Origin of the sequence: Labilibaculum sp. (genome assembly GCF_041595635.1) — a bacterium.
GTDB lineage: Bacteria > Bacteroidota > Bacteroidia > Bacteroidales > Marinifilaceae > Labilibaculum.
In genome coordinates, this window is sequence record NZ_JBFHJW010000047.1 from 1 (window position 1) to 25,708 (window position 25,708).

The 25,708-nt window shown below is 35.9% G+C and carries 22 protein-coding genes; 12 read left to right on the forward strand and 10 right to left on the reverse strand.

What is annotated here, in order from left to right:
• Positions 1-581: 581 nt before the first annotated feature.
• Positions 582-1,232, reverse strand: coding sequence for a hypothetical protein (locus tag ABYT26_RS12835; protein ID WP_372754509.1), 651 nt, complete (start codon positions 1,230-1,232; stop codon positions 582-584).
• A gap of 123 nt (positions 1,233-1,355) precedes the next feature.
• Between ABYT26_RS12835 and ABYT26_RS12840 the strand changes: the two genes are divergently transcribed.
• Positions 1,356-2,057: a YjjG family noncanonical pyrimidine nucleotidase gene (locus ABYT26_RS12840; protein WP_372754511.1), complete on the forward strand. Its 702-nt coding sequence runs from the start codon at positions 1,356-1,358 to the stop codon at positions 2,055-2,057.
• A gap of 515 nt (positions 2,058-2,572) precedes the next feature.
• Here ABYT26_RS12840 and ABYT26_RS12845 read toward each other — a convergent pair.
• The gene (locus tag ABYT26_RS12845; protein WP_372754513.1) at positions 2,573-3,856 is read right to left on the reverse strand and encodes a hypothetical protein; all 1,284 of its coding nucleotides are present in this window, start codon (positions 3,854-3,856) and stop codon (positions 2,573-2,575) included.
• Positions 3,857-3,909: 53 nt separating this feature from the next.
• On the reverse strand, positions 3,910-5,445 hold the full coding sequence (gene dnaB, locus ABYT26_RS12850) for a replicative DNA helicase (RefSeq protein WP_372754515.1): 1,536 nt from the start codon (positions 5,443-5,445) through the stop codon (positions 3,910-3,912).
• A gap of 192 nt (positions 5,446-5,637) precedes the next feature.
• On the opposite strand from dnaB, the gene ispE reads away from it, so the two are divergent.
• Positions 5,638-6,456 carry a 4-(cytidine 5'-diphospho)-2-C-methyl-D-erythritol kinase gene (gene ispE, locus ABYT26_RS12855; RefSeq protein ID WP_372754517.1) on the forward strand — a complete coding sequence of 273 codons (819 nt, stop codon included), beginning with the start codon at positions 5,638-5,640 and terminating at the stop codon, positions 6,454-6,456.
• 65 nt (positions 6,457-6,521) lie between these two features.
• On the opposite strand, the gene ABYT26_RS12860 is transcribed toward ispE, so the two are convergent.
• The 4 genes from ABYT26_RS12860 to tgt form a co-directional block, all read right to left on the reverse strand.
• Positions 6,522-6,830 (reverse strand): biotin/lipoyl-containing protein, encoded by a 309-nt coding sequence (locus ABYT26_RS12860; RefSeq protein WP_372754519.1) that lies wholly within the window; start codon positions 6,828-6,830, stop codon positions 6,522-6,524.
• 12 nt (positions 6,831-6,842) lie between these two features.
• Positions 6,843-8,387 carry an acyl-CoA carboxylase subunit beta gene (locus ABYT26_RS12865; RefSeq protein WP_372754521.1) on the reverse strand — a complete coding sequence of 515 codons (1,545 nt, stop codon included), beginning with the start codon at positions 8,385-8,387 and terminating at the stop codon, positions 6,843-6,845.
• Positions 8,388-8,589: 202 nt separating this feature from the next.
• Positions 8,590-9,666, reverse strand: coding sequence for an LptF/LptG family permease (locus ABYT26_RS12870; RefSeq protein ID WP_372754523.1), 1,077 nt, complete (start codon positions 9,664-9,666; stop codon positions 8,590-8,592).
• A 116-nt stretch (positions 9,667-9,782) separates the two neighbouring features.
• Positions 9,783-10,913, reverse strand: a complete 1,131-nt coding sequence (gene tgt, locus ABYT26_RS12875; RefSeq protein WP_372754525.1) for a tRNA guanosine(34) transglycosylase Tgt — start codon at positions 10,911-10,913, stop codon at positions 9,783-9,785.
• A gap of 425 nt (positions 10,914-11,338) precedes the next feature.
• On the opposite strand from tgt, the gene ABYT26_RS12880 reads away from it, so the two are divergent.
• From ABYT26_RS12880 to ABYT26_RS12910, 7 genes are all read left to right on the forward strand, one after another.
• Positions 11,339-12,472: a glycosyltransferase gene (locus ABYT26_RS12880; protein WP_372754527.1), complete on the forward strand. Its 1,134-nt coding sequence runs from the start codon at positions 11,339-11,341 to the stop codon at positions 12,470-12,472.
• Positions 12,463-13,077 carry an RNA polymerase sigma factor gene (locus ABYT26_RS12885; RefSeq protein WP_372754529.1) on the forward strand — a complete coding sequence of 205 codons (615 nt, stop codon included), beginning with the start codon at positions 12,463-12,465 and terminating at the stop codon, positions 13,075-13,077. The genes ABYT26_RS12880 and ABYT26_RS12885 overlap by 10 nt, the downstream gene beginning before the upstream one ends.
• 79 nt (positions 13,078-13,156) lie before the next feature.
• Positions 13,157-13,777 (forward strand): 16S rRNA (guanine(527)-N(7))-methyltransferase RsmG, encoded by a 621-nt coding sequence (gene rsmG / locus ABYT26_RS12890; protein ID WP_372754531.1) that lies wholly within the window; start codon positions 13,157-13,159, stop codon positions 13,775-13,777.
• A gap of 103 nt (positions 13,778-13,880) precedes the next feature.
• Positions 13,881-14,039 (forward strand): 50S ribosomal protein L34, encoded by a 159-nt coding sequence (gene rpmH / locus ABYT26_RS12895; RefSeq protein ID WP_096429514.1) that lies wholly within the window; start codon positions 13,881-13,883, stop codon positions 14,037-14,039.
• Between the two features lie 278 nt (positions 14,040-14,317).
• Positions 14,318-15,145: a PASTA domain-containing protein gene (locus tag ABYT26_RS12900; protein ID WP_372754533.1), complete on the forward strand. Its 828-nt coding sequence runs from the start codon at positions 14,318-14,320 to the stop codon at positions 15,143-15,145.
• Positions 15,146-15,159: 14 nt separating this feature from the next.
• Complete coding sequence (locus ABYT26_RS12905; RefSeq protein ID WP_372754535.1) at positions 15,160-16,233, forward strand: RluA family pseudouridine synthase; 1,074 nt, start codon at positions 15,160-15,162, stop codon at positions 16,231-16,233.
• Between the two features lie 14 nt (positions 16,234-16,247).
• Entirely contained in the window at positions 16,248-17,228 is a 981-nt protein-coding gene (locus ABYT26_RS12910) for a D-alanine--D-alanine ligase (RefSeq protein WP_372754537.1), read from the forward strand.
• Positions 17,229-17,629: 401 nt separating this feature from the next.
• On the opposite strand, the gene gcvP is transcribed toward ABYT26_RS12910, so the two are convergent.
• Both gcvP and ABYT26_RS12920 read right to left on the reverse strand, forming a co-directional pair.
• The gene (gcvP, locus tag ABYT26_RS12915) at positions 17,630-20,521 is read right to left on the reverse strand and encodes an aminomethyl-transferring glycine dehydrogenase (protein WP_372754539.1); all 2,892 of its coding nucleotides are present in this window, start codon (positions 20,519-20,521) and stop codon (positions 17,630-17,632) included.
• 259 nt (positions 20,522-20,780) lie between these two features.
• Positions 20,781-21,431 (reverse strand): MBL fold metallo-hydrolase, encoded by a 651-nt coding sequence (locus tag ABYT26_RS12920; protein ID WP_372754541.1) that lies wholly within the window; start codon positions 21,429-21,431, stop codon positions 20,781-20,783.
• A gap of 475 nt (positions 21,432-21,906) precedes the next feature.
• Between ABYT26_RS12920 and elbB the strand changes: the two genes are divergently transcribed.
• Together elbB and ABYT26_RS12930 are read left to right on the forward strand one after the other, a co-directional pair.
• On the forward strand, positions 21,907-22,560 hold the full coding sequence (gene elbB / locus ABYT26_RS12925) for an isoprenoid biosynthesis glyoxalase ElbB (protein WP_372754543.1): 654 nt from the start codon (positions 21,907-21,909) through the stop codon (positions 22,558-22,560).
• Positions 22,561-22,619: 59 nt separating this feature from the next.
• Positions 22,620-23,183, forward strand: a complete 564-nt coding sequence (locus ABYT26_RS12930) for a hypothetical protein (protein WP_372754545.1) — start codon at positions 22,620-22,622, stop codon at positions 23,181-23,183.
• A gap of 35 nt (positions 23,184-23,218) precedes the next feature.
• Here ABYT26_RS12930 and ABYT26_RS12935 read toward each other — a convergent pair whose 3' ends face one another.
• Complete coding sequence (locus tag ABYT26_RS12935; protein ID WP_372754547.1) at positions 23,219-23,860, reverse strand: DUF4294 domain-containing protein; 642 nt, start codon at positions 23,858-23,860, stop codon at positions 23,219-23,221.
• 480 nt (positions 23,861-24,340) lie between these two features.
• Here ABYT26_RS12935 and ABYT26_RS12940 point away from each other — a divergent pair, with 480 nt between their 5' ends.
• Entirely contained in the window at positions 24,341-25,630 is a 1,290-nt protein-coding gene (locus tag ABYT26_RS12940; RefSeq protein WP_372754549.1) for an arginine deiminase family protein, read from the forward strand.
• Positions 25,631-25,708 lie beyond the last annotated feature (78 nt).

The window sequence follows — 25,708 nt, forward strand, 5'->3', positions numbered from 1 at the left end:
AAAAAAAAAACGATAAGACTCTAACAATTAACGAGATAAAAATAGAAACACAATACCAACATAAAAGACACAATACCAACAGATTAAAACACTATATCTTGTACATATACGCACATAACGAAGACAGTTGAAGAAAAACTTATTAGAGCCATAACTAATTTTAAAAATCGCCTATCCTTGAAATAAAACAGGAATAAAGAATAATTAAAAAATATCATATTGTAAAACTAAATGTCAACTAATAGCTTTCCACCTTCATTATTCAACTGATTAATTTACCTTCAAGAAAAAAACAATTCACATTCTTTAATTTAAGGAAAAAACAAACCCAATTTTCGACCAAAATCAACCATTTAAGGGCTCAATAAAAACTTACAATCGTACTTTTTAAATGACCCTTTGCAATCCCATATTTAGACATTTTCGATCTCTTAATTCACCTTATAAATAGTACAAGAGAAAATTGTTGCATGCTTACTACCCCCCAAAAAAACTTTATCCTGTTCAATTTTTGCAATAAAAAAGCCCAAAATAAATTACCCTGGGCGATCAGTATACTGATATTTTTATGAACGAGGCTATTATTCTAGAAAAATCCCTTTCGGACTAACACTATCGCCGCAAATAATGTCCTTATAATAATCTTCAATATCTTCTCCCTCAATATCATCAATCAACCCATAATTACATTCAGAATAATCGTGTTCTTCATCTTCTGGAAGGTCACAGTTAAATACAGCAGTCCCACCATCGTCAGAAACAGGTGCTTTTCCTGTATACCCCCCAATGTAAACTTGTGATGGTGTTTCAGTACTGACAAAACTTCCTTGATTGGCAGAACCTGTGAAATTAACCAAGCCTGTTACGATTATTGTTCCTCCTGCTGCAATATCAACTTTATTACCAACATTTAAATCTCCCAATACAATCAACACACCAGTAGATTCTACATATAAATCGCCATTATTTCCAAAACCAAGATCACCATAAATAACCAAAGTATCCCTTACCGTTAACAAACCCTTACTAAAAAAAAGATCCACAGCACTACTAATCTCTCCTAAAACCAATACCTCCGAATCTGCATTGTAAGTTACTCCTGGTGAACTCCCTCCTTGCCAGGAGCTATCACTAGACCAATCGCCAGTGTAATTGTCATTAGAAGTGTATGCCTGAGCTGATAGGTCCAATGTCATAACAAGCATCAAAAAACACAAATAAAAGAATTTCATAATAGTGTATATTAGGTTCTCGATAATTATCAGGATACTAATTTATATAAACAATTGCAATACCGCTACCTACGAGTAAAAAGATAATTTGTTTATTTGTAAGACAATTAATCGTACTAAGCAATGCATAAAAAACCGTACCAACACATTTTCTTCGACCTCGATCGTACCCTTTGGGATTTCAATAAAAATTCTGAAAAAAGTTTACAGCAGCTATTTCGGGATTATCAGTTACAATCGACTTTTGGGAGTTTTCTATTTTTTAAATCTCGATACGAATATCACAATGGTAAATTGTGGAATGCTTACTACCAAAAAAGGCTCACAAAAAAAGAGCTAATGCACCGCAGATTTTACCTGACCCTGAAAGAGGCCGGAAATGATGACCTGCCTATGGCCAAAGAAATTGGGCAGGACTTTATCGATATCAGTCCCCTGCAAACCTGTCTTTTTCCCAACACCCACGAAACCCTGAGCTATCTGCAAGAAAAAGGCTACCAACTGCACATCATCACCAATGGCTTTAACGAGGTGCAATTTCGCAAATTAAAAAATTCGAAAATAGATCACTATTTTACTCATATCATTACATCGGAAGATGCTGGAGCCAGCAAACCAAACCCACAAATTTTTGATTATGCTTTTAAAATAAGTGGGGCAAATGCTGAAAATAGTCTTATGATAGGAGATGACCTATCCACAGATATAGCAGGAGCAAAAAGAGTTGAAATGGATCAAATTTATTTCAATCCCGTAAAAGCAAAGCACCAGGATAATCCCACTTTTGAAATCAACAACCTATCGGAAATTAAGGAAATTCTGTAAGCAAACCATTAAAATAGCCCCTTACGATCCGTAATGTAATTTTACATGTTATATAACAATTTATCACAAATAATTTACCCACTACATGTAATCATAAGGAAATAACACATATATTTGCAGAAGCAAACAACAAAACTTGACATGCAAACAGGTTTTTGTTGTTGGCATCAGATCTGTACCGTGACTTTCATAATAATTCTAATGGGTTAGCGAAGTTACCAAGGTTTATAGATTATAAATGGTTAATAATATATTGAGTACAACTAGGTACACTACTGATGTCATACAAAGGCTGCGTTTAGGGGACGCGGCCTTTTCTTTTTTCGCAATCGTTAGAATTTGTTAGCGGATAAAAACAACCATATAAATCACAGCCAACAACTATACCACCAAGCTAAACTGCGAACTGCATGAAGGGACAAAAAGAATTCAGATGAAGGGTAAACAAAGGATAAAAAGCCTTTTAAAAGTAGACCTGACGAACTTTTTTTTACTTTTCTAACTTATAACTCAATTTATGTTTTTCGTTTTTTCTTTTTGGCAGCAGGAAACAGAACGTTATTGAGAATAAGACGATAACCAGCCGAATTTTTGTGCAAATTCAAATCCGTAGGCGAATCACCTACCAGATGTTGATAATCTTCAGGATCATGACCTCCGTAAAAGGTCCAGGTACCTTTTCCAATGTTTCCGTGAATGTAACGAGCTTCTCCTGCAGACTTATTCTCACCCATAATTAAAACGCCAGGTTTAATCAAATCGTGCTTAAATGCTGTTGTCTGACCCATAAATCCTTTAATCATATTCTTATGATTTTGGCACAACATACAAGGAACGGGATCCCATTTTGCCGAGAACTCAAACAAGGTAAAGTAATCCTCTTCTGGCTTCAATTTCCTACTCAAAGTCACATCAATATCAGAAAACTCATATACGTTAGGATTTGTTTCGATGGTAAAATTTTGGAATGCTAAGGTATTGTCATAATGCAAGTGAGATTGAACATCAGACTCCATAGGATCGCCATCGAACACACTTGCACAAATATCATGATTACCAGCAGATAAAGCAATATCGAAAGTATCGGTTGCCGAACACATGGCAAATAGAAAGCCTCCTGCATCAATAAAATTTCTTATTTTGCCAACAATGGCTTTTTTCAAATCGGAAACCTTCGAAAAACCATATCGATTCGCCACCTCTAGATTTGTTTGTACCCCATCTTTGTACCATTTCATATGGCGATAAGAAGCATAAAACTTCCCAAACTGACCAGTAAAATCTTCATGATGCAAATGCAGCCAATCGTATTTCGATAACTTACCTGTCATTACCTCATCGTCGTAAATAACATCATAGGGAATTTCGGCATAGGTAAGCGCCATAGTCACTGCATCGTCCCAGGGTTTTTTCCCTTTGGGTGAATATACGGCAATTAAAGGAACCTTTTCGAGCTTAACAGCATCCATATTCTCTTCTTCGCTTGCAATTTTCGATAAAATCTGCTGACAAGAAGCATCAGAAAGCACCGAAAAGCTCACACCACGAATTTGGCATTCCTGCTGAATCTCTTTTTGAAAAGGAAGCAGAAAGGAACCTCCCCGATAATTTAAAAGCCACTGAATTTCATAATCCTTTTCCAAAGTCCAAAATGCAATTCCATAAGCCTTTAAATGATTTTTCTGACTGTCGTCCATCTGAATTAGCAAACTTGCCGAATGCGAAACATAGAACGAGAAAAGTAGAAATAAACAAATAGCGATTCTCCGAAAATATCTTTTGAAAAAGAATTGATTCATAATCGTGAAAATAAAATTGGATTTTTTGTAGGGCTCAAAATTGTAAGAAGCCATTAAAATGGAGGAGCCTCATCAAAATCGGTAGCACCACCCAAACCAGCATTAAAATCATCGAAACCACCAGGTTGCTCCTGATTCATACTCGAACTAAAAGTTTTCGTATCCTCCAATCCAGGAGTGGCAAAAGGATTGAGCGATTCCCCTTCAAGATCGGTAAAACGAGCCAATTGATTCCGGAATCGGAGTTGAATATCGCCCACAGCACCATTACGATGTTTTGCAATAATAATATCGGCAATACCGATTAAAGAATTTCCTTCGGCATCCTCGGTAATACCGTATCTTTCAGGACGGTGAATAAAGAGCACCATATCCGCATCCTGCTCGATGGCACCAGACTCACGCAAATCGGAAAGCATTGGTTTTTTCGCATCTCCGGTACGTTGCTCCACTCCACGATTCAGCTGAGAAAGAGCGATTACCGGTATATTTAATTCTTTGGCAATGATTTTTAGCTGTCGCGATATCAGAGAAACCTCCTGCTCACGATTTCCCCTCATATCGGAACCTGCGGTCATCAGCTGCAAGTAATCAATCACAATACAGCTAATATCGTGCTTTGCTTTTAGTCGTCTACATTTCGATCGCAACTCGTAAATCGACAAACCTGGGGTATCATCCACATAAATAGGAGCTTCTACTAAATCTTTAATTTTAACATGCAATTGTTCCCATTCAAAATCCTCTAATCGTCCACTTCTCAACTTCTCGGATCCCAACTCGGTTTCACTGGAAATTAAACGTTTCACCAGCTGATCACCTCCCATCTCGAGAGAGAAAATAGCAATTGGTGCCTTGTGTTCCACAGCCATATTTCTAGCCATAGACAGAACAAAAGCTGTTTTTCCCATAGAAGGACGAGCTGCAATAATCACCAAATCGGACTTTTGCCATCCCGAGGTAATCCGATCTAAAGCCGTAAATCCGGAAGGCACACCACTCAAGCCGTCGGGGCGTTTTCCTGCCTCCACAATCTGGTTGATCACCTCATCGGCCAGGGGACGAATATGAGCCGATTCTTTCTTGATATTTCCTTCGGCAATTTCAAAAACATCCTGCTGTGCCCTATCTAAAAGGTCTGCCACATCAACACTTTCATCGAAAGCCTGCGTTTGAATTTCAGAGGAAACACGAATTAGTTCTCTTTGAATGTATTTTTGTGCAATAATTCTGGCATGAAACTCAATGTGCGCCGCCGAAGCTACCCTATTGGTCAACTGGGTAATGTAAAAAGGACCACCAACATCTTCCAGGGTACCCTCTCGTTTCAACTCCTCGGTAACCGTTAAAATATCAATAGGTTCCTCGTTTGTTGAAAGCGTCATGATGGCCTTATATATTTTCTGATGAGCATCCTTGTAAAAGGTTTCTGCCTTTAAAATATCCCCAACCGAAATTATAGCATCTTTTTCGAGCATAAGTGCTCCCAAAACAGCTTCTTCAAGCTCTAAAGCCTGAGGAGGAACTTTTCCATAATCAAGATCTACCTTATTCTTCGATTGATTGTTGTATTTATTTAGCCCAGCCATAAATAGTAACTTCTAAAAATTCACTTTTTCTTCTATAAACCTGCATTCACTGCTCTATTTCAGGTCTAAATTTTGCCTTGAAAAAATCACAGAATGCAAAAACAAAGATAGAAAATAAAAATACGACTCATTGATTTTTTTTGCTCTTATAAATCGAGTATTTTTACTCTCCAATCATAAAACTTATTACTTGTGCTTTGCTTTCCAAATGCTAAAATAAATATCGGCTTAAATATTGTTGAAAAACGAGCTGATGGTTTCCACAATATTGAGACCCTATTTTATCCCATCCCTCTATTGGATGGTTTAGAAATTGTAGAATCAAAATCGAAAAAAACTTATGAATTCACTTCCTCGGGAATTCCCATCCATATCAACGATAAGGATAATATTGTGTGCAAAGCTTTTGAGTTGCTGCGCTCTCGATATTCAATTCCTCCCACAAAAATTCATTTGCACAAGAACATTCCATTTGGCGCTGGTTTAGGAGGAGGATCTGCCGATGCTGCTTTTATGATTAAAATGCTAAACGAGCTGTATCAACTGAATATCCCGCATGAGGAAATGGAGAATTTGGCGGGACAATTGGGCAGTGACTGTCCATTTTTCATCAAAAACCAAGCCGTTTTTGCGGAAGGGAAAGGAGATGTATTTACAGAATGCAAAATTGATCTATCTGGCTATTTTATTCTACTGGTTAAACCAGATATTCACATTGGCACTCCAGAGGCCTATGCCAACACAACACCAGCTATTCCCAAACAATCTCTAAAAATAGTGAGTAAAGAACCTATTAAGAACTGGAAGAACCTCATTTTTAATGATTTTGAAAATAGCATTTTCCCCAACCACCCTGAATTGGCAGAAATAAAATATAAGCTTTACGAAATGGGTGCCGTTTATGCATCTATGTCGGGAAGTGGATCCTCCCTATTTGGCCTTTTTAAAGAAAAACCAAATAAACCTGAGGAATGGAAGAAACATTTTTGTTGGATGAGCAAATTAGATTAAACAGATACAAAAAAGAGCCTGATTGTAACAATCAGGCTCTTTTAATTTATCTCTGTTCAGAGGAATTACTCAATTTCCACCATTAATAAATGATTGGGAATTTTTGTTCCTTCTGTTACGTGTATCTTAACAATTTTACCATCAAAAGGCATTTTAATCTGATTCTTCATCTTCATAGCTTCAAGAATCATGATTGTTTCGCCTTCCTTCATTTTCTGTCCTTCCTTAACGAATATTTCAACAACAGTACCCGGAATGAATGAATTGATATGCTTTGGATTAGGCTTAACCCAAGCTTTTCTATTTTCAAACTTTGCAGTTAATTCTGTTGTGTAAATAGTACCGTCAACGTTAAACTTTTTTAAATCTCCCATATCGAATACTTTTTAAAATGGAGGAATTCCGTGTTTCTTGGCTGGTCTTCCGTCCACTTTGTGATTAGAAACTTCGATTGCATGCAAGAGCATATTACGAGTTTCCTCTGGCTCGATAACGGTATCGATATAACCTTTGGCTGCCGCAACATAAGGATTTGCAAACTTCTCGCGATATTCTGCTACCTTTTCTTTTCTCATTGCTTCAGGATCTTCCGCTGCCATAATCTCTTTTCTAAAGATAATGTTAGCTGCACCATCGGGTCCCATAACAGCAATCTCGGCATTTGGCCATGCGAACATGAAATCTGCCTTCATATGACGAGAGTTCATTGCGATATAACCTCCACCGTATGCTTTACGAACAATTACTGTAATTTTTGGTACAGTAGCTTCGCTGTAAGCATAAAGAATTTTAGCTCCATGACGAATTACACCCATGTGTTCCTGTTCAACACCTGGCAAGTATCCTGGCATATCCTCAAGAGTTACAATTGGAATGTTAAAAGAATCACAATAGCGGATAAAACGAGCTGCTTTATCAGATGAATCACAATCCAACACCCCAGCTAAAACAAGAGGTTGATTGGCTACAAAACCAACAGTTTCACCATTCATTCTACCAAAACCAATTACAATGTTTTTAGCAAAATTCTCCATAATCTCAAAGAAATCGGAATCATCACTAACCGCTTTAATCACGTTACGGATATCGTAAGGTTGCGTAGGATCAGCAGGAACAATTTCTTCAATTTTATATTCTGGTTTTGGTGGTTTAGGTGGAAATGCTTTCGCCTTTTTAGCGTTGTGCCATGGTATAAAGGTTAGTAGCTTCTTAATTTGTTCGAAGCATTCGTACTCGCTAAGGGCGTAGAAATGAGCATTACCTGTAATTTCGCTATGTACTTTAGCTCCACCAAGTTCCTCCATACTAATTTCTTCACCCAAAACAGTTTTTATTACCTCAGGGCCGGTAATGAACATTTTAGAAATGTTTTCTACCACAAACACAAAATCGGTAAGCGCAGGAGAATAAACAGCTCCACCAGCACAAGGACCAAGAATAACTGACAATTGAGGAATTACACCTGATGCAAGCGTATTTCGGAAAAAGATTTCTCCATAACCAGCAAGCGAATTAACACCTTCCTGAATACGAGCTCCTCCCGAATCGTTAATACCAATCAATGGGACACGCATCTTAAGAGCATGATCCATAATTTTGGTAATTTTACGTGCATGCATTAGACCCAAAGAACCTCCAGCTACGGTAAAATCCTGTGCGAAAATACACACTGGCTCACCATAAATTGTTCCGGTACCAATAATAACACCATCGCCATGAAGTTCTTTCTTTTCCATACCAAAGTCGCGAGCCTCATGCTCAACAAACATATCGTATTCATGAAAAGAATCTTCATCTAAAATTGATGTTACTCTTTCTCTGGCAGTCAATTTCCCCATCGCAACTTGCTTCTGGATGGCTTTCTCGCCCCCACCTTGAAGCACTTTTTCTTTTCTCTTTCTGAGATCAAGAATGTTTCGTTTCAATGACATAATTTGTACATTTAGTTAAAAAATATATACTTGCATATATATAATGAATTTCATCAGCTCATGAAATTCCAAGATACAACATTACTAAATTTTAAAGTAGAAAAAAATTCTCCATCCTATCTACCCACATTTAGCCTTATATAAAATAAGCTCTTTCGTCTGATTATCAAACTAATTAAGAAAAAAAACTATTCGGATTTTTCTATTTCGGTGCAATACGGTACAGATATAAAGCAATAAATAAAAAAACAATATTCGGCAACCAAACAGCAAGAAGAGGATTCATACTTCCATTAGTTGCAAAAACTATGGATATCTGCATGAATAGGATAAATGAAAAACTAAGTAACAAGCCAATTCCAATATGCAAGCCCATGCCTCCCCTAATTTTCCGAGATGCCAACGACACCCCTATAAGAGTAAGTATAAAGGTAGAAAATGGATTTGCCATTCGTTTGTATTTCTCAATTTTATAGGCTTGAATATTACTATCACCTCGCATTGATTGCTGCTCTATGTATTCATTCAATTGTGGTAAATTCATTGCCTCAACAATATATTGTTTTGATCCAAACTCCTCCGGACCAAAATTGAAGGTAGTATCCATGGTTCTCCCTTGCTCAAAACTTTCTTTATCTCCGTCAATATTCCGAATAAAGTAGTCGTTTATTGTCCATTTCTTATCCTCTTTATTCCAACGAATAGATCGTGATGTTAATTTAGATACCAATTCTTTCCCATTAAATTTCTCCAACGAGAACTTATAACCTGTATTGCTTGATGTTTCGTAATTTATCATGTAAATAAAAACACCTGGCTCAATTTGCCGATGAATATTACGTTCTTTATTTCTGAACTGCTTCTTAATATAAGTCATTGTAAAATCAATGCGCTTCTGATTTGCAGGCGGAATAATATAATTACTCAATAAGAATGAGAACATTCCAATAATTAAGGCAGAAATAAAGTAGGGATACATCATTCGGCGAAAGCTGACACCACTGCTTAAAATGGCAATTATTTCGGTATCATAAGCCATTTTGGAAGTAAAGAAAATAACCGCAATAAAAGTAAACAGTGCGCTAAACAGATTGGCAAAGTAAGGAATGAAATTCAGATAATAATCAAAGATAATTGCTCGCAAGGGAGCTTCTTTATCTATGTATTCATCTATATGTTCCGAAAAATCGAAAATAACAGAAATACTTATTATTAGAACAATAGCAAAAAAGAAAGTTCCCAAAAACTTCCGGATAATGTATAAATCTAATTTTTTCAAAACCTGAATTTTAAATTCTTTTTTTCCTGAAAATTGTAGCACCACAAAAATCAAGATAAAAGTATTATTTATTCCTCAATTAGCAATCAAACTGAAGGCACACTATTTTCTTACCCCTACAAGCGATTGGCCAATTTTTTAACCATAATTTCTTTCCAGCAAGCAAAAGTTCCGGCGTTAATTTGCTCACGAGCCTCGCGCACCACCCACAAATAAAAAGCCAAGTTGTGAATACTGCAAATCTGAGAGCCCAATAATTCTCCTGAATGGATCAAATGACGAACATAGGCTTTTGAATAATTCTGATCCACAAAAGAAGTTCCGTTGGGGTCGATTGGTGAAAAATCATCATGCCATTTTTTATTCTTGATATTAATAATCCCCTCACTGGTAAAAATCATTCCATTTCTACCATTTCTTGTTGGCATTACACAATCGAACATATCTACACCTCTTGCAATTGCCTCTAATATATTTACAGGAGTTCCAACACCCATTAAATAACGGGGTTTCTCCTCGGGCAAAACCTGATTTACAACCTCAATCATTGCATACATATCCTCTACAGGCTCACCAACAGCCAAGCCACCAATGGCATACCCCTCTCGATTTAAGGAAGCTGCATGTTCGGCCGCTTTAATCCGCAAATCTTTGTAAACACAACCTTGAACAATAGGAAATAATGTTTGAGAATACCCATATTTTGGTTCCGTTTCATCGAATCTCTTAACGCATCGCTCCAACCATCTCTGTGTTAATTCCAAGGATGTTTTTGAATACTCGTAGGTAGATGTTCCTGGAGGACACTCATCAAATGCCATAATGATATCGGCTCCAATAGTTCTTTGAGTATCCATTACATTTTCGGGGGTGAAAAAATGCTTCGATCCATCAATATGAGAACGAAACACAGCTCCTTCTTCGGTTAACTTTCTATTGTCAGCCAGTGAAAAAACCTGAAACCCTCCACTATCAGTTAATATAGGACGTTCCCAGCCATTAAATTTATGCAAGCCTCCTGCTTTTTCCAACACATCTAAACCGGGACGCAAATACAAGTGATAGGTATTTCCCAAAATTATTTCAGCATTGATATCATCTCGCAACTCTCTTTGATGCACACCTTTTACAGAACCAAGTGTACCAACCGGCATAAAAATGGGTGTTTCAATTTTCCCATGATCGGTGGTAATCTCTCCTGTTCGTGCAGAAGACTTCGGATCTGTATTCAGTAATTTAAAATCCATATGAACTATTTTTATTTACTCACAAATTAGTCTTTCAACCAATTTGTAAAAAATCAGGCAGCAAAGATACTAATTAATCTTATTCTTGAATCATCCTATCTTTTCCTCCCCAAAAATCTCGATAATTCACTATAAACCCAAAGGGAACACACCATTACAAAATACCTAAAAGACAACAAATTATATATCAACATCAAAATACTCCCATTTTAAAGAGACAAAACAAAAGCACATTCTAAAAAATAAGAAACCACATTCTGTATTATATGTTAAGGAAATCAACAATAACAAACACATAATGGGACAGGTTAATACATGTAAAGCCACTTCTAATTACGGATATTAAACATCAAAACATTCTACCAAACAAAGTTTTTTAATTAGTAAGATTCTCTTATTTTTGAAAAACATAAATAAACCTAAACTTGGAAACAATATTCACCTTACCTACAACCATTAGCCAATGGGCTATTCTTACCGTCCTTCTTATCTCTTTTTGCATTCAGATCAGCTATTATATCCATCATACCCTCTTCTTTAAAAAGGAAAAAGAAAAAACTCACAGCCTATCAAAAGATGCAGTTTCAATTATTATTTGCGCAAAAAATGAAGCTCATTACCTGGAAGAAAATCTCTCAGGGTTTTTAAATCAGAATTACTTTAACTATGAAGTTATTGTTGTAAATGATGGTAGTGAAGATGAAACTGACAACATTATTTCACGCTATAGGAAAGATTACCCACACCTTAGGAGTACCACAATTCCTTTGGATGAAAAATTTCGGCACAACAAGAAACTTGCTTTAAGCATAGGAATAAAAGCTGCTAAAAATGAGAAACTTGTTTTTACCAACATCCAAAGCAAAGCCTCAAGCAATAACTGGCTGCAAAATTTTATGGACTCCTGGGAAAAAGGAGTACATCTGGGCTATGTTAATTTTGAAAATAAAAAAGGCTTATTTTATAATTTTTTGAGATTCGATCTGCTCACAAAATATAGCAGAAGTGCCATTTTTGCTTCATTGGGAAAAGCTCATTCGGGGAATGGTGCGAATTTGGGCTACAAAAAATCTGATTTTTTCAGCAATAAGGGCTTCCAAAAACATGCTCATTTCGAAGCTGGATATGATCATCTAATGGTTCTTCAGTTGGCCGGCAAATCTGGGGCTTCGGTCTGCATTAACCCCGAAGCAAAAATCAACCTACCTTCCGAAAATGCATATCAACAATGGGTTAAAATTAACCGCGACTACTATAAGTGCAGAAAATATATTCCGCTTGCCACACGATTAAAAATCGACTTAGAGCCATTTAGTGCATTGATATTTTATCTTTCTATTCTGTGTGCTTTATTTTTTCCACCCTTATATTTATGGGGCGTTGTTCTATTTCTAAGCAAAATTATTTTTACCGGACGGCTCTTTAAAATCAGTACCAGGCATTTGAAGGAAGAAAATTTATTTTTATCTTCGTGTATATATGATTTTTTAGTACTATTTTCAAAAATATATTTTTCGTGTACAAATTTCATTTTTCCTAAAAGAAACCAATGGAAATAAATCCTAATCTCTCAGAAAAAGCTCAATACGACTACAGACTTGTTTTATCTGCCATTAATGGAAATCAAAAATCATACGAAGAGCTCTTCAAAAGATACAAAGACGCGATCTTTTTCATGTTACTAAAAATGGTAAACAACAAAAACGATGCGGAAGATTTAACTTTTGAAGCCTTTGGAAAAGCATTCAGAAATATTAAACAATATTCTCCTAAATATGCTTTTAGTACTTGGCTGTTTAAAATAGCCTCTAACAATTGTATTGATTTTTTAAGAAAAAAGAAAGGTATCACAATCTCTATTGATGGAAAAGATAATGCCGAAAACGAAAGAAGCATTACCATAGAATCGAACACCCTTAATCCTGAACAAGTATTTATTCGGGAACAAAAAGCCAAAATAATGCGCAACGAAGTAGGGCGTTTAAAAGAACGCTACCGTCGATTAATTGAACTTCGTTACTTTGAAGAATTCTCATACGACGAAATAGCCAAGGAATTAAAACTACCCATTGGTACCGTAAAAGCACAATTGTTTAGAGCAAGAGAATTACTTTTCAATACACTTAAAGATTCGGAAGTAAAAATTGACAAAAAAAGTAAATAATGCATTTCCCCTTCAATCTTTTTTCATTAACAACTTCAAAATTTAGCCTATATTTGCCGACTCATTATTTACAATTGGCATGAAAATCATTGAAACATATTTTCCAAATTTAACTGAAGAACAAAATCAAAAGTTCTCCAAATTAAAAGACTTGTACCTTTTTTGGAATGAACAGATAAACGTGATCTCTAGAAAAGATATGGATTCACTATACGAACACCACGTTTTACATTCCCTAGCAATTGCAAAGGTCATTCAATTTACTCCTGGCACAAAAATTATGGATGTGGGTACTGGAGGTGGATTTCCAGGTATTCCTTTAGCTATTCTATTTCCAGAATGCGACTTTTATCTAATCGATTCGATAGGAAAAAAGATAAAAGTAGTAAACGAAGTTGCTAGTGCTTTAGACTTGAAAAACGTTAAAGGAGAACACATTCGGGTTCAGCAGGTTAAAGAAAAATTTGATTTTATTGTCAGCAGAGCTGTCACCGCCTTTCCTAAATTCGTAAATATGGTTTTTAAAAACAGTAAAGCTAAAGATCAAAATAGTTTACCCAATGGAATCATTTATTTAAAAGGTGGCGATTTTGAAGATGAAATCGCCTCTTATGGAAGCAGAATCAGTCTTTACGAGTGTTCAGACTATTTTAAAGAAGCCTTTTTTGAAACAAAAAAAGTGGTACACCTTGATCTTTAGTAAAAATAAAAGCGCTGATCTTTTTGTTAGATTAAAAAAAACCCTATTTTTGCAATCCGAAATCAACGCATATAATAACTTTATTCGATAAAAATTTTTCGCGATGAAAAGAACATTTCAACCTTCAAATAGAAAAAGAAGAAACAAGCACGGATTCAGAGAGAGAATGGCCTCTGCAAATGGAAGAGCTGTATTATCTCGTAGAAGAGCTAAAGGCAGAAAAAAACTATCTGTTTCTAGTGAACACAAACACAAAGCTTAATTTACATTAAGTTGACAACATACAGAAAGTAAAGAATATAGAATTCTTTACTTTTTTGTATTTTATAGATTAAGTATTTTCTATAATTGATAAAGATGGAGTTCCGAGGGAACTCTTTTTTTATGACCAAAGTTCAAATCAAGTATTTCATCTGCTTTAGCTTATTTTGTACCGTAATATAAAAAATCTCTGCTATTTTTGTAGAAAAGAAAATAACCTTCGGTATTTTCCAATTTACAGATAGTCGTTTCTAATGATCATTAAAGTCTAGAATGAAGATGAAATCAGCAAATTTCTTCAAGAGCAAACTATTTCTAATACAAATTATAATTGCTCTGCTAATTACAATTGTTTTAATTTGGGTCACCTTGCTTAGTCTAAAAAACTACACACATCACGGAGAACAATTAGAAGTACCCGACTTATATGGGATGAGTATTGAAAAGGCAAAAGGAAAAATTAAATCGGAGCACTTAAAGTTCTCGATTTACGATTCCATTTACAATCCCAGATATGCACCGGGAACAGTTCTAGATCAAAGACCTTTAGCTGGAGCTATGGTGAAAAGAAAAAGAAATATATTTCTTACCATAAATGCCTTTCAACCCGAACAAGTTCGCTTCCCCAATCTAGTAGATAATTCATTTCGTCAAGCCTACGAACTCTTGGTTACTAATGGATTCAAAATTGGGAAATTAGAATACATCGAAAATCAATTTTTAAATTTGGTTTTATTTCCAAAATACAATGGCGATACCATTTTTGCGGGAAGCATGGTTGATAAAGGTGCAACCATTGATTTGGTATTGGGAAAAGGACAACACAATGGTATTCTTGTACCCAATTTAATTGGAAAAACAAGCTCCCAAGCCAGAGAAAAGATCATTCTATCCAATCTGAATTACGGTCAAATAAGATTTGACCAATCAGTAAATAATCATTTTGATTCCATTCAGGCAAAAGTTTGGAAACAAAGCCCATCGTCGGCAAGCAATCAAAAAATTCTACTAGGATCTGAAATTGATGTCTGGCTAACACAAGATTCAATTAAGCTACAACAGGCTGATTCTATCTTGCAAAAAAGTTTAAGCAACTTGCTTTACTAAAACAATTCAAAAAAATGACTGAAAAAGAACCTATAGATAATTTCAATAATGACGAAGAGCTGGACGCAAATCAGGAGCAATTTGAACATTTTCGCTTCGAAGCAGATCCTGGACAAAAGCCACTCCGAATTGATAAATTTCTGGTTGACAGAATGCTAAATTCATCGCGCAATAAAATTCAAGATGCCGCCGACAATGGAAATGTTTTGGTAAACAATATAGCCGTTAAACGGAATTACAAGGTAAAACCCAAAGATATTATCACCATTGTATTAAGCTATCCACCCAGAGAAATTGAAATCATTCCCGAAGATATTCCTTTAAATATTGTTTACGAGGACGATGCTTTTTTAATTGTGAATAAAAATCCAGGAATGGTTGTACATCCTTCCTATGGGCATTATTCAGGCACATTAGTAAATGCATTGGCTTTTCATTTGCAAAACCTGCCTTTATTTAACGCAAAAGATCCTCGTCCAGGATTGGTGCATCGAATCGATAAAAACACCTCTGGAATTCTGGTTATTGCAAAAACCGAAGATGCTAAAACAAAATTAGGATTGCAATTTTTCAATAAAACCAGCGACAGAAAGTATCGAGCCTTAGTGTGGGGAAATCTTGAAGACAACGAAGGAACCATAACAGGACACATAGGAAGAAACCTAAAAAACCGTAAAATCATGGATGTTTTTCCCGACGGAGAACATGGAAAACATGCTGTTACGCATTACAGGGTATTGGAACGACTTGGCTACGTGAATTTAGTTGAATGTATTTTGGAAACAGGCAGAACTCACCAAATTAGAGCTCATTTTAAAAGCATTGGGCATCCTTTATTCAACGATGCAGAATATGGTGGAGACGAAATAAGAAAAGGAACCACCTTTACCAAATACAAACAATTTGTACAGAACTGTTTCAAAATATGCCCAAGACAAGCCTTACACGCCAAGACCCTAGGCTTTAAACACCCATTAACAGGAGAATACATCTCATTCGATTCTGAAATACCTGAGGATATGGCAACACTAATTCAGAAGTGGAGAGATTATACTTCAAACAGACCTACGGAAGAAAAAGAAGAATAAAATTAAGAACTAAAATGAAACGAACAATTGCCGTAATTGCAGGAGGAGATTCTTCAGAATTTGAAATATCCCTTCAAACTGCAAATCATATTTTCTCAAGTTTAGATAAAACAATCTACTCGCCCTTTTTGGTAATTTTTAAAGGAACAGACTGGAAGGTAAAAATCGATGATCAATATTACCCCATCGATCGTAATGATTTTAGCTTTACAACAAAACAGGGAAAAATTAAATTTGATTTTGCTTACATTGGAATTCATGGTACACCCGGTGAAAACGGTATTTTACAAGGCTATTTTCAACTTTTAAACATTCCATATTCAAGCTGTGATGTTTTTAGTAGCGCCCTTAGCTTTAATAAACATGCCTGCAATTCCTATCTCAAATCCTTTGGGTTTAAAGTCGCCGAATCGATTCTTTTAAAGCGAGAGCAAACTTATTCTGCACAAGCAATTGAAAAAAAATTAGGTCTGCCCTGCTTTGTGAAACCAAATGCCGATGGATCGAGTTTTGGTATCTCCAAAGTAAAAAAAAGCGAAGAACTAGAGTCGGCTATAGAAAAAGCATTTGCGGAGGGACAAGAAGTAATTATTGAAGAATTTATTGATGGGCTGGAATTCACTTGCGGACTTGTTAAAACCCAAAAAGAAAATCTTATTTTTCCAGTTACAGAGGTCTTGCCTAAAAAAGAGTTTTTCGATTACGAAGCTAAATATGATCCTAGCATGGCAGAAGAAATTACTCCTGCAAGAATTTCTGATGAGTTAAGTCTTCAGTTTCAAAACTTATCATCGGAAATTTACGACGCCTTAAAATGCAAGGGAATTGTTCGTATTGACTATATGCTTCGAAAAAATGAGGTTTTCGTTTTAGAAGCTAATACTGTACCAGGAATGACTGCGAACAGTTTTATTCCCAAACAAGTTGCTGCCATGAAAAGAGAGCTAAAAGACATTCTGACTATGGTGATTGAAAATGAATTTCGAAACTCTTAAACCACTATTTAATTTCCATTAAACTACTGAACCATTGCTTCTTAAGTTTTGAAATAAATTAAGAAAAAATATTCTTTTTTTTGATTTTTTTTCATCCATTGCAAAAGCAGATAACAAAAGGAAAGAGGTCAGTTTTATGAAAATAAGGTGAAGAATATTTGATATCGCTAAGCAAAAAAACAAGAACTTTTTTATGAGCTTTGCGTAATAGAATACAGATTTTAATGGATTAATTCAATTCGTTATTTTCATAGTTAAATTTTAGGGTTAGTAATAGAACAAAAAAGGAGACCAGGGCAGTCTCCTTTTTTGCGTCTACTAGTTTGGAATTATTTCTCAAAAAAAAATCCGCTGAGCATTTGCTCACCGGATTCATTCTTTATATTTTTTTGAACAGCTTCTTAATCTGCATCAATACATTCCTCTTTATAAACATTAAGAGATGCGCATGAACACATCAAGTTTCTATCTCCAAAAGCATCGTTAACTCTGCCCACTGAAGGCCAAAATTTATTGTCTGCTACCCAAGTTAGAGGATAGGCTGCTTTTTTGCGAGTATAGCTATGATTCCAGTCATCAGAAGTCATTACCAAATGAGTGTGAGGTGCATTTTTCAATACATTGTCCTTCACATCTGCCACACCATCTTCAATCTCCTTCATTTCCGCATTGATTTTTGCCAATGCTTCAACAAAACGATCCATTTCTTCCAATGGTTCACTTTCTGTAGGTTCAACCATTAAAGTTCCATGAACAGGGAATGATAATGTAGGCGCATGAAATCCATAATCCATCAATCGTTTAGCAATATCGGTATCGGTAATGCCCACCGATTTATTGAATTCCCTACAATCAAAAATCATCTCATGCCCAACGCGTCCTTTTGCTCCTTTGTAAAGGATTTTAAAACCTAGTTTCTCAAATGATGAAGCCAAATAGTTGGCATTCAAAATAGCCATTTTAGTAACCTCTTTTAGTCCTTCAGCACCCAACATGGCAATATAGCCATAAGTAATTGGCAATACACTTGCCGATCCGTAAGGAGCAGCAGCAACAGCAGTAATTCCATTGTCTCCACCCGTAGCCACAACTTTATGTGTAGGTAAAAATTGTGACAAATGCTCGGCCACACAAATCGGTCCAACGCCAGGGCCACCACCACCGTGAGGAATAGCAAATGTTTTATGAAGATTCAGATGACAGACATCGGCACCAATAGTTCCAGGATTGGTTAATCCAACCTGTGCATTCATATTTGCACCATCCATATAAACCTGTCCACCATTCTCATGAATCAGATTCATCATTTCTCTGATACCTGTCTCGAAAACACCATGAGTAGAAGGATAAGTAATCATATATGCACATAAATTTTCCTTATGTTTTTCGGCTTTGGACTTTAAATCAGCAAATTCTACATTTCCGTTCTCATCACAATTTACAATGACCACATTCATCCCCGCCATTGTGGTCGAGGCTGGATTAGTTCCGTGTGCCGATGCAGGAATTAAAACCACATTTCTGTGACTATCTCCTCTAGAAACATGATATTGGCGAATGACCATTAAACCGGTATACTCACCAGCTGCCCCTGAATTGGGTTGCAAAGTACAAGCTGAAAATCCAGTTATAACCGAGAGCCACTTCTCTAGATCCTGAATAATTTCCTGATATCCCAAGGCCTGATCAATTGGTACAAACGGATGAATTCCTCCAATTTCTGGCCAGCTAATGGGCAACATTTCAACCGCAGCATTCAGTTTCATGGTACACGACCCCAATGAAATCATAGAAGTATTCAAACCAATGTCCTTCTTCTCCAAACTTTTGATGTAACGCATCATTGCCGTTTCGGAACGGTAGCGTTTGAAAACATCAAGACTTAAAAATTCGCTTTCTCTGACAAATTTTGAATCGAAAGAAATCATTTCTTCGATAGTGTCAATAGAAGTTTCATTTTCACCTAGAGCCTTTGCAAAAATGCTTACAATTGCACTCAGCTCGGTGCTGCTAATTTTTTCATCAACAGAAATTCCAATGGTACTTTTGTTGCTATAATTAAAATTGAACTCAGCTTTTAATGCAGCTTTGCGAATATCCTCAACAGAAACACCTGCTGGAATCTCAATTTGTAAAGTATCAAAGAAATTATCGATTTTTTGTTGATAACCCAAATCTTTTAATGCTTCAGAAAGCATACTTGCTGCAGAATGGATATGAGTTGCAATTCTCTTCAATCCTTCCTGACCATGATAAACGCCATAAAAACCAGCCATTGTAGCCAACAAAGCCTGAGCTGTACAAATATTAGAAGTTGCTTTCTCTCGTTTGATATGTTGCTCGCGAGTTTGCAAGGCCAAACGTAAAGCACTGTTTCCCTGAGCATCTTTGCTTACTCCAATAATACGACCAGGAATATTTCTCTTATAAGCCTCACGACAAGCCATGTAAGCAGCATGAGGTCCACCATATCCCATTGGAATACCAAAACGCTGAGTCGTTCCTACCACAATATCGGCTTCCCATTCGCCCGGAGGTGTTAACAGTACCAAACTCATTAAATCTGCCGAAACAGAAACCAAAGCTTCTGCTTTATGGGCTCTTTCAACAAATTCAGAATAATCCTGAATACTTCCGTCGGAAGCTGGATACTGAACAATGGCTCCAAACACATTCTCGTTGAACTCAAATGTTTTGAAATCACCAATAATCAATTCAATTCCCAAAGGAATAGCTCGGGTTGTTAACACATCCAGAGTATGCGCAAAAACTTTCTCATCAACAAAAAATTGATTTGCACCTGCCTTTTTCTTAGCACGAGAACGAAGAGCTTGCATCATATACATCGATTCGCCCACGGCAGTAGCTTCATCCAAAAGAGAACTATTAGCCAATTCCATTTTGGTAAGATCCAAAACCATCGTTTGAAAATTCAACAATGCTTCTAATCTACCCTGCGAAACTTCGGCCTGATAAGGAGTATAAGGAGTATACCAGCCTGGATTTTCAAGCACATTACGTTGAATTACTGCAGGTGTAATTGTATCGTAATATCCTTGACCTATAAAAGTTCGAAATAACTTATTCTTAGAAGCAATCCCCTTAATTTTTGTAAAATATTCATATTCGGATAATGCTTTGGGAAGATCTAAGTCTTTTTCCAAGCGAATATCTGAAGGAATTGTCTCTTCAATCAATGCATCAAGGGAAGAAGCACCAACAGTTCCCAACATGGTTTTAATATCGCCGTTGCGAGGTCCAATGTGACGGAAAACAAACTGTTCAATTGCCATATTATTGTTTAAATTAGGTGTTGTTTATACTATTCTTGTGATTGTAAAATTAGTAAAAGATTTAAATTTACTAGAGGCTTATACATTGAATTTAATGCCTGTTATTCAACATTTATCCAAGCACCAACAACTCTACTTAACAAATTGTTTTACAAACGAATACAAATATGATTTTTGTCATACTCAATACGATTTATTGAAAATATTACCTACGAAAAAACCCTTCCGAGTGGAAGGGTTTTTTTAGCTTATTAATTACTTAGCTTAATCCTTTTAAAAACAAATTATTAGATCGCTCGTGTCCTATGGTTGTAGCTGGCCCATGCCCTGGATATACATCCACATCATCATCTAAAACCAAAAGTTTATTCTTGATTCCTTCCAGTAGCTGCTCGTAATTTCCATAGGGAAGATCGGTACGCCCAATGCTTTCTCGAAAAAGGACATCGCCGGCAATTACAAATTTTTGTGCTTCATTGTAAAAGACCACATGCCCTGGTGAATGCCCTGGAATATGCAGAACTTTCAGTTCTGCATTTCCAAATGTGATCACATCACCATCTTTAATTAACTTACCCAATGCTGGCGGTTCTACTACATTTTCAAGACCTAAGCGTAGTCCATAATTAGGAGCTTCGGCCAATAAAAACTCATCATCTTTATGAGCTTGGGTAAGTAAATTAAATTGATCTTTTGCAAATTGGTTTCCCAAAACATGATCGATGTGTAAATGCGTATTCAATTGTTTTACCAATTTTATTTTTTTTAATTCCAAAAAATCAATCAATCTTTTACCTTCCTCTTTAAAGAAAACGCCACAGTCGATAAGCACTGCTTCGCCCGTTTCATCGTATAAAATGTATGTATTTTCTTGCCAGTGATTAAACACCAATGTTTCTATCGTAATCATATTTGAATATTTATAAGTAGTTCAAATTTACATTTAATCCTTAATTTTTAAAACCATCTAAAGCAGAAAAGTATAATATTTAAAAAAATACCTCCCTTTTTCTAACTATCGATTTTATAATTTTGACATTTTTCAAGCTACAAACCTCTAAAACGCTATGCTTTTCTAGTTTTACCTCCTTCTTCCTTCATTAAAAAACATCGATAAAAATGATTTTGTTTGCAACTTGCAATGCTATAAATTCGAGCGGAATGAGCAGGTCTGTCGAATCTTCTCGTTATATCTTGCTCAATCAATTACACCTTAACTTTTCGTAAAACCTCCCATATTTGAACACTATTCTCTATCTTTAGTGTAAGAAATAATCATTACTTTTTCAACTTCTAAAGTTGAGTCTTTGGTTACTTACCGCAAAGAATTTGAAAAAGGCGATTTAAAAGCAAACAACTTAAATAATAAAATAAACGAAATCAAGATGAATTCAAAAAAAAAATTTGCAGTTATTCTTGCGGGTTCAGGTGTTTACGACGGATCTGAAATTCATGAAGCCACTCTATCTCTTTATGCTATTTCGAAAAATGGAGGAGATTACCAACTTTTCGCTCCCAATACCGATCAGTATCATGTCATCAATCATCTTACTGGAGAAGAAATGCATGAAAAAAGAAATGTATTGGTAGAATCGGCACGAATTGCCAGAGGAAACATAAAAGACTTGAAAGAATTTTCAGCTAAGGAATTCGATGCCATCCTGTTTCCAGGTGGATTTGGTGTGGCCAAAAACCTATGCACTTTTGCCATGCAAGGTCCCAACTGTAAGGTTAACGCCGATGTAGAAAATGCATTAAAAGCCATGCATGCAGCCCACAAGCCGATAGGTGCACTTTGCATAGCACCAGCTCTAATCGCAAAAATTCTTGGAGAGGTAGAAGTAACTATTGGTCAGGATAATGATACCGCAGAAGCGATCACTAAAATGGGTGCCGTTCATGTAGCTACCAAGCATGGCGAAATTGTGTTCGACAAACAGAATAAAATTGTGAGTACACCCTGTTACATGCTCGATTCCACCATCGCACAAATTGGAGAAGGAGCCGAAAATGTAGTAAAAACAATCATGGCTTTATAAAATTGACTTTGTGTTGGCTTTTGCTTCACACTTTAAGCCAACACTTTTTATTTCTATTTATGAAGAATCGAAACACAAAAGATGTAGCTGAAAACCACATCTACCCATTTATGATTGCCATTATTGTCCTTTTTGTAGCCATCTTTTTTTCCTTAAACTCGGCAAAAGAGGCAGCACTTTTACTCTATACAATTTCTATAAATCTAATTGTCAACTGGTTGTTTTTTTATGCCTCGAAAAAAAAGAAATTGACACATTTCTCAGAGTTTCACAACAATATGGTAATTGGAACCTTCACTACCTCAGCCATCTTGCCAGTATTTATAATCATTCCCTTGGTACTAGTCACTGCACTGCCCCATTTACTACTTCTTCTGCTGAGCCTGATTCTATCCTTTACTTTCAATAAAATTATTCTACTACAACATCAATGGGAAAGTAAGGCTGAACAGATTCTTTCGTACTACAGAATGAATATAGAAGAAAAAAAAGAGCTTGCCTTTCAGGATTTAAAAAAATTCATTGATCATTCTGGAGTGAAAAAATTTGAAGATTATATTGATAAAAATCAGATGTTTGATAAGAAGATGGAAGACTATTTGAAGAGCAAACGTGTTGAATAACTAAAGCTCTAACTTTTATAAAAAGTTCAATGTATTCAGTTTTTCTTAAGAGGTAATTTTTTTGGTGGACGAAGTTCATTTCGATTCATACGATCGAGAATTTCTTCCACCATCCAATCGTCGCCTAAAGGATCGTATTCTGCTTTTAAGGAAGAACCAAACATCGTGGCCACCGATTGCCAGAACACTGCTGTAAAAGATCCTTTTAATTCTTTCAAATGCCTATAACTTGTATTTCCAGTTTCCCTATCAACCAATTTCATTAACAACTTACCTTGCGAAATTTTCAGACGCATAAGTGGTTTTTTGTATTCTTTCATTAAACCTTTGTACTCAGCTCGAATCAATTTTCTTCTCTCTTTTTTGCTATCTATAAGCTCCAATTCATCGCTAAGTTGCTCGATGGTTTCACTTGCTGCTTGTGCGTAAGGATATACAAGCCGGATATTACGAACTGTTCGCCAATACTGACGGGTGTTGCGATAATGTTTGCGAGTTTTGCGTTTGTGTCGTAAAATTCGAACCTCGTCGAGATTGACATGCAAATTGGTATCCACAAAAACCGAAGTATCCTGCACAGGCATCCATACAGAACAATTCACGCTCTTTGCTTTTCCTGTATCAGCAAACAAACTAGCAATTACAATTAACACTCCTATTTTAAACCACTTATTCATAGCATTAATCCCTATCTAAAGATAATATTTCCTAGCGATAGCCTAATCAAAATAGTACATCTTTATTCTCAAAAAGCAGTTTGCTAAAAAACCAATTACACCAAAATCAGATTAATTTTCTAAAAAACAAGAAATTATTCAAAATCCGAAAAATACACAGATTCAATTATTTCATTCCATTTTAATTAAGCACAGTGGTTGAAAAATATAGAAACGAAGAATAGCAGAGGAAAGTGCGATTATCAATCATTTAAAACATCAAACAAAAAGGGATTAATTAACATAGCATGATAACTTAAATGCGTATTCAAATATTCCTAGTTAGCATGACCATAAGGATTTCAGATCACTTTACTGAAAAATGAAATTTACTTAACGCAATTCTTTTCAATGCCCTAAATTTTCACTTCTTTTGCAAATCGGAAAACATGTTTTCTGGATACCAACAACTAATAATAAATGATACTTTAATTAAGAGGTATGACAAAGTATGTAGAATTAAATGTTAGATCAGAGATCGGAGAATTAGAGGGAGTAATCCTTCATACTCCTGGCTCGGAAGTTGAAAACATGACACCCGAGAATGCAGAAAGAGCCCTTTACAGTGATATTTTAAATTTATCCGTTGCAAAGGATGAATACAAACAGTTGAGTGGTGTTCTTTCAGAGATTACAGAAACCTATCAGGTAAAAGATTTACTCGCAAATGTTTTAAACAACGATACGGTAAAAGAAGATATTGTAGACCAAGTTTGCAGTATGGAACCTGAAATTAAGATAAAAGGCAATACCTACAGCATAAAAGATTTACTTTTGGATCAAAACGCCGATGAATTGGCCTCTTTGCTCATAGAAGGAGTTCCTTTGAAGAGAGATAATCTTACCAAATTTATGAGTAAGGAACGCTACGCAATGCGCCCATTACATAATTTCTTCTTTACAAGAGATGCATCAATGTCGGTACTTGATCAAGTACTAATCGGCAAAATGGCTAATTCGGTTCGTGATAGAGAATCCTTAATTATGCAGGCTATTTTTGACAACACACCAGGCTTTAATGCTAAAACAATTAATCCGATTGACAATCCATCAATGGATCCAAATTGTACAATTGAAGGTGGTGATGTGTTAATTGCTCGTGATGACATTTTAATTATTGGAAATGGAGCACGCACAACTACTCAGGGTATTGACTTTATTCTAACGCAACTTCTTACTCAAAATGAGAATAAACAGCGTCATATCTTAGTACAGGAGCTTCCAAGCCATCCAGAATCGTTTATACATCTCGACATGGTATTTACCCTTTTAGATGTAGATAAATGCATGGTTTACGAACCCTTAATCATTCATCCTAACAAATATCAAACAGTACACATAACCATTGAAGATGGCAAAGTACTTTCCATTACTCGCGAGAACAATCTTCTTCAGGCTTTGAAAAAATTAGGTATGGATTTAAAACCGATCTATTGTGGAGGTAGTGGAGATCCTTGGAATCAGGAAAGAGAACAATGGCACAGTGGAGCTAACTTTTTTGCCGTAGGACCGGGAAAAGTGATTGGTTATGGACGAAATATCTATACCATGGAAGAAATGAATAAGAATGGGTTCGAAATTCTTCGAGCTAAAGATATAATCCGTCATAAAGTTGAACTTTCCGATTACAATAAATATGTAATTACTCTGGAAGGATCTGAGTTGCCACGTGGTGGTGGCGGTGCACGATGCATGACCATGCCGGTTCGTCGTAAAGCTGTTAATTGGTAATCATTCAAACAAAATAAATCAAAGGAATCCCCAAAGGGTTCCTTTTTTTATATTTTTGTAGCAAAATAAATCAAGACC